Consider the following 13,084-nt stretch of genomic DNA (forward strand, 5'->3'; position numbering starts at 1 on the left):
CGGGCCGATCTGCCCTGTCTCAGCGCCTTGCGCGCCCGACGACGCCGCTCGGGACGGAAAATGATTGTCCTGCGGTCGGATTCAGGCGAAGCTCACGTCAGACGGCATGCCACTTGGGGAATGTATGGTCATAAGATTTGCGGCGGTCCGCCTCGCAGAGGAGCGCCATACCGACTCAAGGGTTTTGATGCTGAGCGCGACCCAACGCAGCGCAGTCTAACGCTTTCACGCGACAGGCTTGCCTCGACGCCAATGCAACCGGCAATGCGCCCAATCGAACAACCGGCAAACCCTTGATAGTTAGTGATACAGTCTTGACATACGGTCCACAGCAATGCGACCGATCACAGGGTCGAAACGAGCACCGAATGGCAAACTACGACGACGCTCTGAAAGTAATGGACGCGGTCGCAAAGTACCGTGAGGACGAGAGCTTGCCTAACGACCCGCACGAAATCGACCGCCTGTGCGAACGCTTGTTCTCGAACGATGGATTTGACGAAATCGCCATCGCATGGAAGCGTATTTCGAAATACGAGCGTGAGGTACACGGAGGCGATTGGCCAAAGGCCGATTGATGAGAATTGCCGTCATGCTACTATTGCCGCATGGCGAAACGGATTGAGCTCTACCAGGAAGCTGCCAAGCGGATGGCGATCAGCCCTGACGCGTGCATGGAGCAAATTCGGCGCTGCAGCATCAGTGTAAGCGCCGACGGAACCCGGCCTTGTCAGTTTCTGGGCGGTGATGGAGTTCGCGAGGCGACAGGAGGCTTTGCGAGTGGATATCGAGCAGTCAAACGAGCCTCGTATGAGCGGTCGGCACGACGGTGCGGCGCTCGTTCGAGTGGAGCGCCGGCGCCGTTGGAGCGACGAGGAGAAGCTGGCGATCCTGAAGGAGACGACCGAGCCGGGCGCGATCATGGCGGTGGTGGCGCGTCGGCACGGGATCGGGACTGGCCAGCTTTACACCTGGCGGCGGCAGCTTTTGCGCGGGGCGATGGCCGGGTTCGTACCGGTGGAACTGGTCCCGGATGCGCCGACGGTGCCTTCGGTCCCGCATGGCCGGATCGATATCCGCGCCCGGGGCGGATTTACGGTGTCGGTCGACAGTCTGGTTGATCGCGGCGCGCTGAAGATGGTGCTCGAACTTGTCGGGGAGCTTGTCTTATGAGAATTCCCGGCTCCTAGGTTAACAGGAGCCACTACACGGCACCGCAGCTGCGGTGCCGTGTAGTGGCGGGGGCGGCGCCGTGCGGAGCTTGGTCATGCAGGACCGCGGTCGAGTTTGGCGAGCCTCCGTCTTTTCTTACGACCTGAACGGATACGTGGGCTCCGGGCCCGAACGACAAGCAAAGGTAGAAAGAAAAGATGGCCAAGGATACCATCGGAATCGACGTTTCGAAAGACCGTCTGGATGCGTTTTGGCATTCGCAAGATGTAGCGCGTAGCTTGCCCAACACCGTCGAGGGTTTCACCCAGCTATGCACGTGGCTGGGTGAAGATAACGCGGTATTGGTCGTGTTCGAGGCAACCGGCGCCTATCATCGTGGGCTTGAGCGATACCTCAGTTTGGCGGGGCAGCGCTTCATCAAGGTCAATCCAAAGCAGGCGCGGCGCTTTGCACAGGCTATCGGCCGTCTGGCGAAAACTGACAGGGTTGATGCTAAAATGCTGGCTCGAATGGGTGTGGTTCTTGATCTGGCCCCACAAGACATAGAAGGCGAAGATGTCCATGATCTCAAAGAGTTGCTGACAGCGAGGCGCGCTTTGGTCAAAGATCAGATCACCGCAAAGACGCGGCTTGCCACGGCGAGCAACCTGTTGGTGAAGGACCAACTACGCCGCCGGATCGATGACATAGACACTGACATCAAAGCTTTGGATCAAGTGATTGCGCGGATTGCCAAGCAGCGTGGAACCCTTGATGCGCGCATCAGACGTCTCATGACCATTCCAGGCATCGGCAGATTAACCGCGACCACTTTGGTGATCGACATGCCCGAACTTGGACATCTCGAGAGCAAGAAAATCGCCGCTCTGGCTGGGCTTGCGCCAATGACACAACAGTCAGGCAAGTGGCAGGGTAAAGAGCGGATTATCGGTGGCAGGGCATCGCTGCGACGGGCAATTTACATGCCTGCGCTGGTCGCTATTCGCTTCAACCATGACTTCCGCGACAAATATCAGCAGCTCGTAACGGCGGGAAAAGCAAAAAAGGTCGCTATCACCGCCATCATGCGGCGCATCATTGTCCTGGCAAACACGTTGTTGCGTGAAGGGCGCGACTGGCAGCCAAAACGCCCTTGACCAAGACGGATACTCGAGCGGCCAGCCCTGCAGCCGATGCTGGCGCCCTTCGACGGCTTCCACGAGACCACCCATGCCGTGACCGGCACGTGCCTGATCAGCTTCGACCGTAACCGCTACTCGGTCATGGCCAAGGCGGCGCGGCGGGCCGTTCAGGTCCGCGCCTATGCCGACCGCATCGTCGTGCGCCTAGGCGACGAGGTAATCGCCGAGCATGCCCGGCACTTCGGCCGCGACCGGACGATCTATAATCCCTGGCATTACCTGCCAGTGCTGGCGCACAAGCCTGGGGCCTTGCGGAACGGCGCACCCTTCCAGGGGTGGGACCTGCCACCGGCACTGACGCGGTTGCGGCGCAAGCTGGGCGGCGGTGATGACGCCGACCGCCGCTTCGTGCGCGTGCTGGCATCGGTAATGACCGATGGCTTGGAAGCGGTCGAGGCCGCGATCCGGGAGGCGCTTGATAGCGGTGCTGTCAGCGACGAGGTCATCCTCAACATCCTGGCCCGATACCGGGACCCGCCATCCGAGCGCCCCCTGGATGTGGTCGCCGATCTCAAGCTCAGCCACCCGCCCATCGCGGACTGCGCGCGCTACGATACGGTGCGAGGCCTCCATGCAGCGGCATGAGATGATCGAGGCGATGCGTTCGCTTGGGCTCAAGGGCATGGCAGGAGCCTTCGACGAGGCGGTCACCACTGGGTTGCAGCGCAAGCGCACGACCCACGAGATCCTGACCGATCTGTTGCGCGCCGAAGCCGCGCATCGTCATGCCGCCTCGATCCGTTACCGCATGACCGCAGCCAAGCTGCCGGTAATCAAGGACCTCGACGCCTTCGCGTTCGAGGGCACCCCGATCAACGAAGAGCTGGTGCGCTCCCTGCACGCAGGTTCGTTCCTACCCGGTCGCCGCAACATCGTGCTCATCGGCGGCACAGGGACCGGCAAGACCCATCTGGCCACTGCGATCACCGCCAGCGTCGTGCGTGCCGGGGCCCGCGGGCGCTACTTCAACACGGTCGATCTCGTCACCAGGCTCGAGGAAGAAGCCCGCATCGGCAAGGCCGGCTCCATCGCCGCCCAGCTCGGCAGGCTCGACCTCGTGGTGCTTGATGAGCTGGGCTATCTGCCCGCGGAGCTGTTCCGCGATGTGCTGACGATTGCCGGTTTCGCGGTGACCGCCGCGTCCCGTCCGGCCGAGATCATCGCGCTCATTGACCAGAGCCTTGCCTGCTTCGATATCGTTGTGCTCGACCTGTCGATGCCTGGTTTCGACGGGGTCGAGGTGATGCGTCGTCTCGCCGCCCGGGGTTGCGAGGCGCGGCTGGTGCTGGTGAGCGGCTTCGATCGCAAGGTGCTCGATGGTGCCCGGGAACTCGCCACCCGCTACGGGCTGTCGGTGGGCGGCTGTCTGGAGAAGCCGATACGCTCGGTGGCGCTGGTCGACATGCTGCGCCGGCTGCCGCAGACAGGTCAGCGCGAAGCCGCGCCGGCGCTGGCGCTGGCGCCGGAGGATCTCGCCCGCGGGCTCGCCGCAGGCGAGCTGGTTGTGCATTACCAGCCGATGGTGACGCTGGCCGATGGCCAGTGGGTCGGCATCGAGGCACTGGCGCGCTGGCAACACCCCGAACAGGGCCTGATCGGGCCGCAGCATTTCATTCCGCTGGCCGAGGCCAGTGGTCTGTCATCGGCGTTGACGCTCACGGTGCTGGAAAGCGTCGTCGCCGATCTCCGGCATGTCAATGGATCGCTAGGATTCCACGGCGCGGTGAGTGTCAATCTGTCGCCTTCGGCACTGACCGATTTGCGTCTGCCGGAGCTGATCGTCGAGCGGTTGCAGCGTCATGGTGACCTCGGTTGCCGTATCCGTTTCGAGATCACCGAGACCTCGGTGCCAGCCAACCAGACGATGGCGCTGGACATTCTCACCCGGTTGCGGCTGGCGGGCTATGCCCTGTCGATCGATGACTTCGGCACCGGCCACTCCACCATGGACAACCTCCGGCGGCTGCCGATCCAGGAACTGAAGATCGATCGCGGCTTCGTGCAGGAAGCCGAAAGCGACTCCCGGGCCCGCGTGATCGTCGAATCCTCGGCCGCACTGGCGCGCGATCTTGGCCTGACGGTGGTGGCGGAAGGCGTCGAGACCATGGCGGCCTGGCGCTGGCTGAAGTCGATCGGCGTCGATATCGCACAGGGCTATCTCATCGCCCGGCCCATGCCGATTATCCAGCTCGCCGGCTGGCACGCGGCGTGGACCGCGACAGACCGCGCCAGCGCGGGCTGACCGCGGGCACCGAACCCTCATCGTCGAGTGTCGGGCGGGCCGGATCGTGCCGGGGCGTCCGCCTGTCGTGCCGTGGCGACGTTCAGTCGGGGATTTGTCAGACCAGGATGTTGAGGGACTGGCCCTTGGGCACGTAGCGAGGCCGCTGCCCGTTCGGGGCCTCGCGCGCGAAGCGACGGTTGTCGGCCTCGCGCTCCGCCTGCCCGCTCTCGCGGGTCGCCGATTTCTCCACCTGCCCGGTTGCCGCGACGCGCTGCGCCTGAGCCGCCAGGCGCTGGCTGTCGATGGCGCTGGTCGCCGCCACCGGTTCGGTGGCGCGCGCAGACTCGCGCGCGGCATCAAAAGGCCGCGACAGCTGAGTCGACAGAGGTGCATCGGACGCAATGCGCATGACCATACCTTACGCCATCAAAGGTCAAGGAGTCCTGAACATTGTGGGTTAACGCCGTCCGGACTCCGGTGATCAGGATGAATATGGGGTTGATGGCGCCCGATTGCCAGAGCGGGCTGGGCGCGGACGGCCGAGTCGGCGTATCCTAACCGCCGGGAGGAGAATGGCCATGAATACAACGGATGCGACCTATATCGATCCCGAACGGGACCGCTTCAAGATGATGTTCGGCCTGCCCCTGGATGCGCCGGTCCATATGATCAATCTGCTGCGTTTCCGCGACGTCGCGGCTTACGCGCCTGACGACCCGGAGGCCGGCGGACCGGCCGTGAGCGGGGCGGCGGCTTATGCCCGCTACGCCGCCGAAGCCGGGCCGCATTTCCGGGCGGTGGGCGGCGAGCAGCTGTGGGCGGGCACGCCGGAACTGATGGTGATCGGCCCGCTCGACAAACAGTGGGACAGTGCGTTCATCGCCGCCTATCCGACGGCGCAGGCCTTCATCGACATGCTGCGCAACCCGGATTACCAGCATGCCACCCGGCATCGCCGGGCCGCCCTGCTCGATTCGCGGCTGATCCGGACCCGGCCGGTCGACGGCAGCGGCCATTTCTAGGGTGTAACGCCGATGCTTGCCGGCCAAAGCCCCGGCGAGGGCCCCGGCCGGGTCAGCGGGCCGGCGGGTTGATCGCGGCGCTGGTTCCAGCGCCCGTCCCGTCGCCGAGACCGGCATCCATCATCGCCCGGGCGCCGCGCATCATCCGCTCGACGCGCGGCAGCCACGGCGCGTCCGCCGGCGAGGCGCGCTTGAGATCCTCCAGTGCCGCCAGCGCCTCCTTCGGCCGGCCGGCCTGCATCCAGGCCAGCGCAAGATAGAATTTCGGCCCCGGATGATCGGGGGCCAGCTGGCTTGCCTTGTCGAAGGCCAGTCGTGCCGCCGGGGTCACCTGGCCCTCGGCGTGGGCGACCAGCGTCTCGCCATAGGCGACCCACAGGTCCGGTTGCCCGGGCATGGCGCCCAGCGCCACCCGCAGGCCCTCGGCGGCCTTGGCGGTCTGGCCCATCTGGCCCAGCGCGAGCGACAGGTTGATCCAGCCGGCGACATTGGCCGGATCAGCGCGCAACGCCTCGTAGGCGGCGGCCATCTCGCGCGAGGCCTCGGCCGGTTGGGGCCGGGGCGGTGCCGGCTGGTCCGGCAGGTCGGGCCGGCCAGCGAGCGCGTAGGCGCCGATACCGCCGGCCAGGAAAAGCGAGACGATGCCCAGCCAAAGACCGCGCCCGGGGGCGGCCGCCAGCAGCGGCCGGGCCAGCCACAGGCCGACCAGCAGGGTGAGGGCGATGGCGGCGCCGAGGATCATGCCCGGTCCTCCCCGGCGTCGCCGGCGCGGGGCCGTGCCTGGCGAAACAACCGCAGCGCCAGCAGCAGGCCGACACCCAGGAACAGGGCGGGCGCCGCCCACAATGCCCAGGTGGCGGGCTTCACCGGCGGCTTGAGCAGGATGGAATCGCCATAGCGGGCGACCAGGAACGCGCGCACCTGCTGTGGCGTGTCGCCGGCTGCCACCCGCTCGCGCACCAGCCGGCGCAGGTCGGCGGCATAGTCGGCGTTGGAATCAGCGATCGACTCGCCCTGGCAGACCAGGCAGCGGATCTCGGTCATCAGTGCCCGCGCGGTGGCCTCCTGAGCCGGGTCGGCCAGAGTGTCGCGGTCCATGGCGGTGGCGCCGGCGGCCAGCGGCCAGGCCAGCGCCAGCAGCAGCGTCAGCAGCAGTGCCGGCCGGGCGGAGTTGAGGGGGGATCGGCGGTGATTCATGGCTTGCCGGTCCTGACGATCTCGGCGATGCGGGCCACCTGCTCGGGCCGGATGTCGCCGATGTGACGGTGGATGATCGTACCCCGGCCATCGACGATGAAGGTTTCCGGCACCCCGGCGATGCCCCAGTCGATGACGGTCCGGCCCTCGTTGTCCATGCCGATGCGGCGGAACGGGTTGCCGGCGCGGGCGAACACCGCCGCCATGTCGTCGGGCTTGTCCTTCCAGGCGATGGCGTGGACGACGACGCCATGGTCCTCGGCGAGCCGCTGGAGCTGTGGCAGCTCGGCGACGCACGGCGCGCACCAGGAGGCGAAGATGTTGACCACCGTCACCGTGCCCTGGCGCAGGTCGGCGGTGGCCAGTCCGGGGTGCTCGGCATCATAGCCGGGCAGCGAGAACTCCGGCGCCGGCTTGCCGAGCAGCGCCGATGGCACCGCGTTGGGATCCTTCGGCTTCAGCTGGCTGACGAACACCGCGACCAGGCCGGCGAACACCAGCACCGGCAGAGCCACCAGCAGCTTGCGCGACAGCGGCATCGGCGCGGCTGGCGGCCTGGACGGGGAGGGAGGGGTGGGCGAGGCGGTCATGGCTACTCCGCGGCCAGCGCGTTGACGGGGTCGACGGGTTCGGCGGCGGGCACGGCGGCGCTGGCCCGGCCGCGCCGGTCGGTCAGCGCCACGATGCCGCCCAGCGCCATCAGCACCGAGCCATACCAGATCCACGGGATGAACGGCTTCCAGTGCAGCCGCACCTGCCAGCCGCCCCGGCCGTCGGGTTTGCCAAGCACGGCGTAGAGGTCGCCGCCCCACAGGGGCTTGATGCCGGCCTCGGTGGTTTCCATCGGTGGCGAGGTATAGGCCCGCGCCTGTGACGTCATGACAGCGATGGCACGACCGTCGCGGGTCACCGCGAAGCGGCCTTCCAGCGCGGTGAAGTTGTCGCCGGCCACCGGCATCACGCTGGCCAGCGTGTAGCGGTATGGCCCGGCCAGTGCGGACTCACCCAGTCGCAGGTTGGCCAGCGTCTCCTGTTGCCAGGCGCCGGAGGCGGTGACGCCGAACACGGTGACGGCAACGCCGAGGTGGGCCAGACTCATGCCCCAGGCGGCGCGTGGAATGCGGCGCAGTCGCGCCCAGGTGGAGCCGGCGCCACCCCGGCCATGACGCAGATGGCCGGAAAGCTCGACCATCACCGCCACCGCCAGCCAGGCCGCCAGCGCGAAGCCGACCAGCGCCAGCGCGCCACGGGTGTCGGCGAAGGCGTAGGCGGTGAGCGTGGCCCCGATGGCGGCCGCCGCTGGCAGGGCCAGCGCGCTGGCCAGCCGGTTGTGGGCGCGGCGCCAGGTCAGGAAGGGGCCGACCGCCATCAGTGCGATCAGTGGCACCATCAGCGGCGTGAAGGTGGCATTGAAGTAGGGGGCGCCGACCGAGATCTGTTCGCCGGTCAGTGCCTCCAGCGCCAGCGGATAGAGGGTGCCCATGAAAACGGTGCCGAGCGCCGCGGACAGCAGCAGGTTGTTGGCGACCAGCGCGCCCTCGCGGCTCACGGCGGCGAAGGTAGCGCCGGCCTGCACCTGGCCTGCCCGCCAGGCATAGAGCGTCAGCGCGCCGCCGATGTAGAAGGCCAGCAGGATCAGGATGAACAGGCCGCGCTCGGGGTCGACGGCAAAGGCATGCACCGAGGTCAGCACGCCGGAGCGGACGATGAAGGTGCCCAGCATCGACAGCGAGAAGGCGACCACCGCCAGCAGCACCGTCCAGTTGCGCAGGGCGTCGCGCTTTTCCAGTACCACCGCCGAGTGGAACAGCGCGGTGGCGGCCAGCCACGGCATCAGGGCGGCGTTTTCCACCGGATCCCAGAACCACCAGCCACCCCAGCCCAGTTCGTAATAGGCCCACCAGCTGCCCAGGGCGAGGCCGCCGGTCAGCGCCGCCCACGCCGCCAGCACCCACGGCCGCACCTCGCGCGCCCAGGCCGGGCCGACCCGGTTTTCCAGCAGCGCGGCGACCGCGAAGGAGAAGGCGACCGACAGGCCGACATAGCCGAGGTAAAGCATCGGCGGGTGGAAGGCGAGGCCGGGGTCCTGCAGGATCGGGTTGAGGCCGCTGCCCTGTTCCGGCACCGGCAGCAGCCGGGCGAACGGGTTGGAGGTGATGAGCAGGAAGGCATAGAAGCCCACCGCGATCAGCCCCTGCACCGCCAGCACCCGGGCACGGAAACCGGCGTCGAGCCGGCGGCCGAAGGTGGCGACGGCGCCGCCGGCCAGCGCCAGCATGGCGACCCACAGCAGCAGCGAGCCCTCGTGATTGCCCCATACGCCGGTGACCTTGTAGAGCATCGGCTTGAGCGTGTGGCTGTTGCTGGCGACGATCCGCACCGAAAAATCCGAGGTGACGAAGCACCAGGTCAGGGCGCCGAAGGCCGCCAGGGCCAGCAGAACCTGTGTCTGCGCCGCCGGCACCGCGAGGGCGACCAGGCGGCCATCGCGGCGGGCCAGCCCGAGGCTGGGCAGCACCACCTGCAACAGCGAGATGGCGAGCGCCAGCCAGAGGCTGAGATGTCCCAGTTCGGCCATCAGTTGGACCTGCTGGCCGGCGTGGCGGGCAGGGCCGGCTGGGCGGGGGTCGCCGCCGGCTTCCATTCGCCGGCCCGCTTGATCGAGTCCGCCACTTCCGGCGGCATGTAGTTCTCGTCGTGCTTGGCCAGCAGCGAATCGGCGACAAATACCCGGTCAGGGCCGAAGCGGCCCTCGGCGATAACGCCCGAGCCCTCCTTGAACAGGTCCGGCACCAGGCCCTTGTAGCGCACGTCGACGGCATTCGCGGTGTCGGTGACGGTGAAGGCGAGCGTCAGGCCGTCGGGCAGCCGCTGCACGGAATTTGCCGCCACCAGGCCGCCCAGCCGGATCGACTGCCCCGGTTCGACGCCCTTGGTCTGCACGTCGGAGGGCGAGTAGAAGTAGGTCATGGTGTCCTGCAGCGCGGAAAAGCCCAGTGCTGCCGCGCCGCCGATGGCCAGCGCCGCCAGGCCCACCAGCACCAGCCGCTGGTGCTTGGGCTTCAGGTTGCCGCTGTTTTTCTGGCCGGGCATCATCGTTCTGCTCTCCGTTGGGCGCGCAGCGCGTCCGCCGCCGCTTCCAGTTGCCGCATCCGTCGCCAGCTGACGAGGCCGAGGCCGGTCAGCCAGACCGCGACCACCGCATAGGCGGTCCAGATGTAGGGCGCATAGCCGCCCATGGCGAGGAAGCCGCTCATGCCGGCACCTCCTGCGCCATCACCCGCCGCTCGGCGGCGGCTTCCAGCCGTTGCGCCGCCAGATCGGCGCGCATCCGCATCAGCAACACGGTGATGAAGAAGAAAAGATAGGCCAGACCCATGACCGCGAGCGGCTTGAGCATCGACGGGTCGATGGTCGGGCCGCCCCGGCGCAGGATGCTGGCCGGCTGATGCAGCGTGTTCCACCAGTCCACCGAGAACTTGATGATCGGCAGATTGACGGCGCCCACCAGCGCCAGCACGGCGGCCGCGCGGGCGGCGCGCTGACGGTCGTCGAAGGCCGACCACAGCGCCATGTAACCCATGTAGATGAACAGCAGCACCAGCACCGAGGTCAGCCGCGCGTCCCACACCCACCAGGTGCCCCAGGTCGGCTTGCCCCACAGCGACCCGGTGATCAGGCAGATGGCGGTGAACGCGACGCCGATGGGGGCGGCGGCACGGGCCGCCACGTCGGCCAGCGGGTGACGCCAGACGATCGAGACCAGACTGGCGACGGCGATCACCGCGTAGGTCTGCATCGCCATCCACGCCGCCGGCACATGGATGTACATGATTCGCACCGTGTCGCGCTGGAGGTAGTCGATCGGACTGGCGACCAGCGCCAGATACAGGCCGACGCCGAAGCAGGCGAACATCGCCGCCGCCGTCCATGGCTGGATCAGGCGGGCGAGGCGCAGGAAGCGGGCGGGGTTGGCGAAGCGGTGCATGGTTTCCGTTCGATTGGCGTGGTGACGCGGTTCTTATCCCAGTTCGGCGGCTTCCATAACATCATTCGAGCGCGGCGCGCAGGCCGGCCGCTGCGGCGAATGGGCTCACCGACAAAGCGACGAGGGTGGTCGCCGCCAGCCACTTGAGCGCCGCCACCCCGGCCAGCGGGTCGAGCAGGCCGACACCGAAGATGAGGGTCGGTACCGCCAGCGGCAACACCAGCAGGCTGATCAGGATACCGCCCCGGCGCAGGCCGACGGTCAGCGCCGCCGCCACGCCGCCGATCGCCGACAGCGCCGGCGTGCCAAGCGCCAGCCCCGCCGCCAGCAGGCCCCAGCTCGCGGCGGGCGCATTGAGCAGGATGGCGGCCAGCGGAGTCAGCAGCAGCAGCGGCAGCGCGGTGGTCAGCCAGTGGGCGATGATCTTGGCGGTGGCGATCGCCTCGAAGCTCAGGCCGTGGGTCACCAGCTGCTCCAGCGTACCGTCCTCGGCGTCGGGCTGGAACAGCCGCTCCAGGCTGAGCAGGCAGGCCAGCAGGGCCGCCACCCACACCACGCCGGCGGCGATGCGCGCCAGCACCTGCGGCTGCGGACCGACCGCGAACGGGAACAGGCTGACAACGATCAGGAAGAAGATCAGCGCGATGGCGCCGCCGGAGCGCTCGACCCAGGCCAGTCGCAACTCGCGCGTCAGCAGTCGCAGCATCAGCGGCCTCCCATCGCCAGCTGCTCCGGTGCTCCCAGCGGCAACGGCACGTGACTGGTGGCGACGATCATGCCGCCGCCCTCCAGATGGGCGCTGAACGCCGGGCCGAGGCGGTCGATGGACGCGGTGTCGAGGCCGACGGTGGGCTCGTCGAGCAGCCACAGCGGCGCGCCGGAGGCCAGCACCCGGGCCAGCCCCGCCCGCCGCTTCTGCCCGGCCGACAACAGCCGCGCCGGCACGTCGGCCAGGGCCGCGAGCCCGGTGACGTCAAGCGCGCGCGCCAGCCGGTCCTCGACGGCCGCCCCCCCCGACAGCCCGGCCCAGAAGCGCAGGTTCTCCTCAACGCTGAGCACGGCCTTCAGCGCATTGTCGTGGCCGAGATAGGCGATGTGCCCGGGGCGCTCCAGCGTGCCGCCGGCGGGCGCGAGCAGGCCCGCCAGCAGTTTGAGCAGGCTCGACTTGCCGGCGCCGTTGGGGCCGGTGACCAGCAGCGCCCGCCCCGCCGCCAGCCGGAAGCTCAGTGCGGCGAACACCAGGCGGCCGCCTCGGCGGCAGGCCAGATCAGTGACGGTCAGGGGGGACGCGGACTCGGGGTCAGGCATGGGGCGCACCCTAGAGCCTGATCGTGCGAGATGGAAGCCGTTGCGCCGCCGGCGCGCCATTGTTAACCCACCCTTCATCATGATCGGCGGAAAGACTAGGCTGACGCCACGCAGGGCGATCGCGCCGCCGGGGAGGGTTCAATGGCCTATGAATCCCGCAATATCCACTTCATGCCGGAGGAAATCCGCGACGCCGTGATCCAGGCGCTGATCCAGACCGGGGAGTTCTTCGGCTCGCGCGAACATGTACGGGTGCGGGGCTTCCACGACTACAAGGGCCGTACCTGCCTGGCCGCCGCGCGGCCGGGTTCGGGCGGCGACTATGAGGACTTCCACAATTTCACCGCCGACGAGGCGGTGGCGCTGATGCATCGCTACAGCGACAAGCTGGGCATCAGCGTGCCGGCTACGGCCGAGGTGTCGCTGGTGATTGCCGGGCACGAACTGGTGCTGAACATCCGTCTTGATCGGCACCGGCGAATTTAAGGGGCTAGATCAAGGCGCTCGCGGCCATGATGTGGCATAACGTCCAGGATATTCTCCCTTCGGTTGCGCGAGCGCGCCATGCCTGAGCCCCTGAACACGCCCATTCACGACATCCGACGGATCGATCCCGCCGTCGGCTGCTATTTCGTGCGCTGGCTGCGGCCGCTGACCGCCGATGGCTATCATGTCTTCCTCGATGATCTGCTGAGCCGGCCCGATTTCCGGGCCGAGATGTGTTCGCTGCACGACTATCGTGGCATTGCGGCGGCGCCGACCATGACGGATCTGAAGCGGGCGGCACGGGCCACCATCGCGGGCGCGGCGCGGCGCGGACCCTCGCGGGCGGCAATTCTCGTCGACAACGACCTCAATCATGGCCTCGCCCGCATCTATGCCGCCGAGGTGGATTCAGACAACATCGAACGGGCGGTGTTCCGCAAGCCGGAGTCGGCGCTACTCTGGCTCGGCCTGCCGCCCGACTATCCGCTGCCGTTCGACTGACGCG

At 67.7% G+C, this 13,084-nt stretch carries 17 protein-coding genes and 2 pseudogenes; 9 read left to right on the forward strand and 10 right to left on the reverse strand.

Going from position 1 to position 13,084, the window contains the following annotated elements:
- The first annotated feature begins 368 nt into the window (after positions 1-368).
- The 6 genes and pseudogenes from ABU113_RS09540 to ABU113_RS09565 all read left to right on the forward strand — a co-directional run bounded on the left by ABU113_RS09540 (position 369) and on the right by ABU113_RS09565 (position 4,596).
- Entirely contained in the window at positions 369-578 is a 210-nt protein-coding gene (locus ABU113_RS09540; RefSeq protein ID WP_058539811.1) for a hypothetical protein, read from the forward strand.
- 202 nt (positions 579-780) lie between these two features.
- Positions 781-1,173 carry an IS66-like element accessory protein TnpA gene (gene tnpA / locus ABU113_RS09545; protein ID WP_454559284.1) on the forward strand — a complete coding sequence of 131 codons (393 nt, stop codon included), beginning with the start codon at positions 781-783 and terminating at the stop codon, positions 1,171-1,173.
- Between the two features lie 197 nt (positions 1,174-1,370).
- Positions 1,371-2,309 (forward strand): IS110 family transposase, encoded by a 939-nt coding sequence (locus ABU113_RS09550; protein ID WP_454559285.1) that lies wholly within the window; start codon positions 1,371-1,373, stop codon positions 2,307-2,309.
- A 15-nt stretch (positions 2,310-2,324) separates the two neighbouring features.
- Positions 2,325-2,939: pseudogene (locus ABU113_RS09555) on the forward strand (Mu transposase domain-containing protein); the annotation flags it as partial.
- Positions 2,926-3,441, forward strand: a pseudogene (locus tag ABU113_RS09560) (ATP-binding protein); the annotation flags it as partial. The pseudogenes ABU113_RS09555 and ABU113_RS09560, both read left to right, overlap by 14 nt.
- On the forward strand, positions 3,415-4,596 hold the full coding sequence (locus tag ABU113_RS09565) for an EAL domain-containing response regulator (RefSeq protein ID WP_454559386.1): 1,182 nt from the start codon (positions 3,415-3,417) through the stop codon (positions 4,594-4,596). The pseudogene ABU113_RS09560 and the gene ABU113_RS09565, both read left to right, overlap by 27 nt.
- Positions 4,597-4,693: 97 nt before the next feature.
- Here ABU113_RS09565 and ABU113_RS09570 read toward each other — a convergent pair whose 3' ends face one another.
- Positions 4,694-4,987, reverse strand: a complete 294-nt coding sequence (locus ABU113_RS09570; RefSeq protein ID WP_454559286.1) for a hypothetical protein — start codon at positions 4,985-4,987, stop codon at positions 4,694-4,696.
- 169 nt (positions 4,988-5,156) lie between these two features.
- Here ABU113_RS09570 and ABU113_RS09575 point away from each other — a divergent pair, with 169 nt between their 5' ends.
- Positions 5,157-5,600: a DUF1330 domain-containing protein gene (locus ABU113_RS09575; protein WP_454559287.1), complete on the forward strand. Its 444-nt coding sequence runs from the start codon at positions 5,157-5,159 to the stop codon at positions 5,598-5,600.
- 52 nt (positions 5,601-5,652) lie between these two features.
- On the opposite strand, the gene ABU113_RS09580 is transcribed toward ABU113_RS09575, so the two are convergent.
- From ABU113_RS09580 to ccmA, 9 genes are all read right to left on the reverse strand, one after another.
- Positions 5,653-6,342, reverse strand: a complete 690-nt coding sequence (locus ABU113_RS09580) for a tetratricopeptide repeat protein (protein WP_454559288.1) — start codon at positions 6,340-6,342, stop codon at positions 5,653-5,655.
- Positions 6,339-6,797: a cytochrome c-type biogenesis protein gene (locus tag ABU113_RS09585; RefSeq protein ID WP_454559289.1), complete on the reverse strand. Its 459-nt coding sequence runs from the start codon at positions 6,795-6,797 to the stop codon at positions 6,339-6,341. The genes ABU113_RS09580 and ABU113_RS09585 overlap by 4 nt, the downstream gene beginning before the upstream one ends.
- Positions 6,794-7,336 carry a DsbE family thiol:disulfide interchange protein gene (locus ABU113_RS09590; protein ID WP_454559290.1) on the reverse strand — a complete coding sequence of 181 codons (543 nt, stop codon included), beginning with the start codon at positions 7,334-7,336 and terminating at the stop codon, positions 6,794-6,796. Before ABU113_RS09590 ends, ABU113_RS09585 begins: the two co-directional genes overlap by 4 nt.
- 53 nt (positions 7,337-7,389) lie before the next feature.
- Positions 7,390-9,375 (reverse strand): heme lyase CcmF/NrfE family subunit, encoded by a 1,986-nt coding sequence (locus ABU113_RS09595; RefSeq protein ID WP_454559291.1) that lies wholly within the window; start codon positions 9,373-9,375, stop codon positions 7,390-7,392.
- Positions 9,375-9,890: a cytochrome c maturation protein CcmE gene (ccmE, locus tag ABU113_RS09600; protein WP_454559292.1), complete on the reverse strand. Its 516-nt coding sequence runs from the start codon at positions 9,888-9,890 to the stop codon at positions 9,375-9,377. Before ccmE ends, ABU113_RS09595 begins: the two co-directional genes overlap by 1 nt.
- Positions 9,890-10,054: a heme exporter protein CcmD gene (gene ccmD, locus ABU113_RS09605; RefSeq protein WP_454559293.1), complete on the reverse strand. Its 165-nt coding sequence runs from the start codon at positions 10,052-10,054 to the stop codon at positions 9,890-9,892. Before ccmD ends, ccmE begins: the two co-directional genes overlap by 1 nt.
- Positions 10,051-10,785, reverse strand: coding sequence for a heme ABC transporter permease (locus ABU113_RS09610; protein ID WP_454559294.1), 735 nt, complete (start codon positions 10,783-10,785; stop codon positions 10,051-10,053). The genes ccmD and ABU113_RS09610 overlap by 4 nt, the downstream gene beginning before the upstream one ends.
- A gap of 61 nt (positions 10,786-10,846) precedes the next feature.
- A complete protein-coding gene (gene ccmB / locus ABU113_RS09615; protein WP_454559295.1) occupies positions 10,847-11,491 on the reverse strand; it encodes a heme exporter protein CcmB in 645 nt (214 codons plus the stop codon).
- The gene (gene ccmA / locus ABU113_RS09620) at positions 11,491-12,093 is read right to left on the reverse strand and encodes a heme ABC exporter ATP-binding protein CcmA (RefSeq protein WP_454559296.1); all 603 of its coding nucleotides are present in this window, start codon (positions 12,091-12,093) and stop codon (positions 11,491-11,493) included. The genes ccmB and ccmA overlap by 1 nt, the downstream gene beginning before the upstream one ends.
- A gap of 141 nt (positions 12,094-12,234) precedes the next feature.
- Between ccmA and ABU113_RS09625 the strand changes: the two genes are divergently transcribed.
- Complete coding sequence (locus tag ABU113_RS09625; protein WP_454559297.1) at positions 12,235-12,579, forward strand: hypothetical protein; 345 nt, start codon at positions 12,235-12,237, stop codon at positions 12,577-12,579.
- Between the two features lie 78 nt (positions 12,580-12,657).
- Positions 12,658-13,080 carry a hypothetical protein gene (locus ABU113_RS09630; RefSeq protein ID WP_454559298.1) on the forward strand — a complete coding sequence of 141 codons (423 nt, stop codon included), beginning with the start codon at positions 12,658-12,660 and terminating at the stop codon, positions 13,078-13,080.
- Positions 13,081-13,084 lie beyond the last annotated feature (4 nt).

Source organism: Parapedomonas caeni (assembly GCF_041060555.1).
Taxonomy (GTDB): Bacteria; Pseudomonadota; Alphaproteobacteria; order Sphingomonadales; family Sphingomonadaceae; genus CAUJIW01.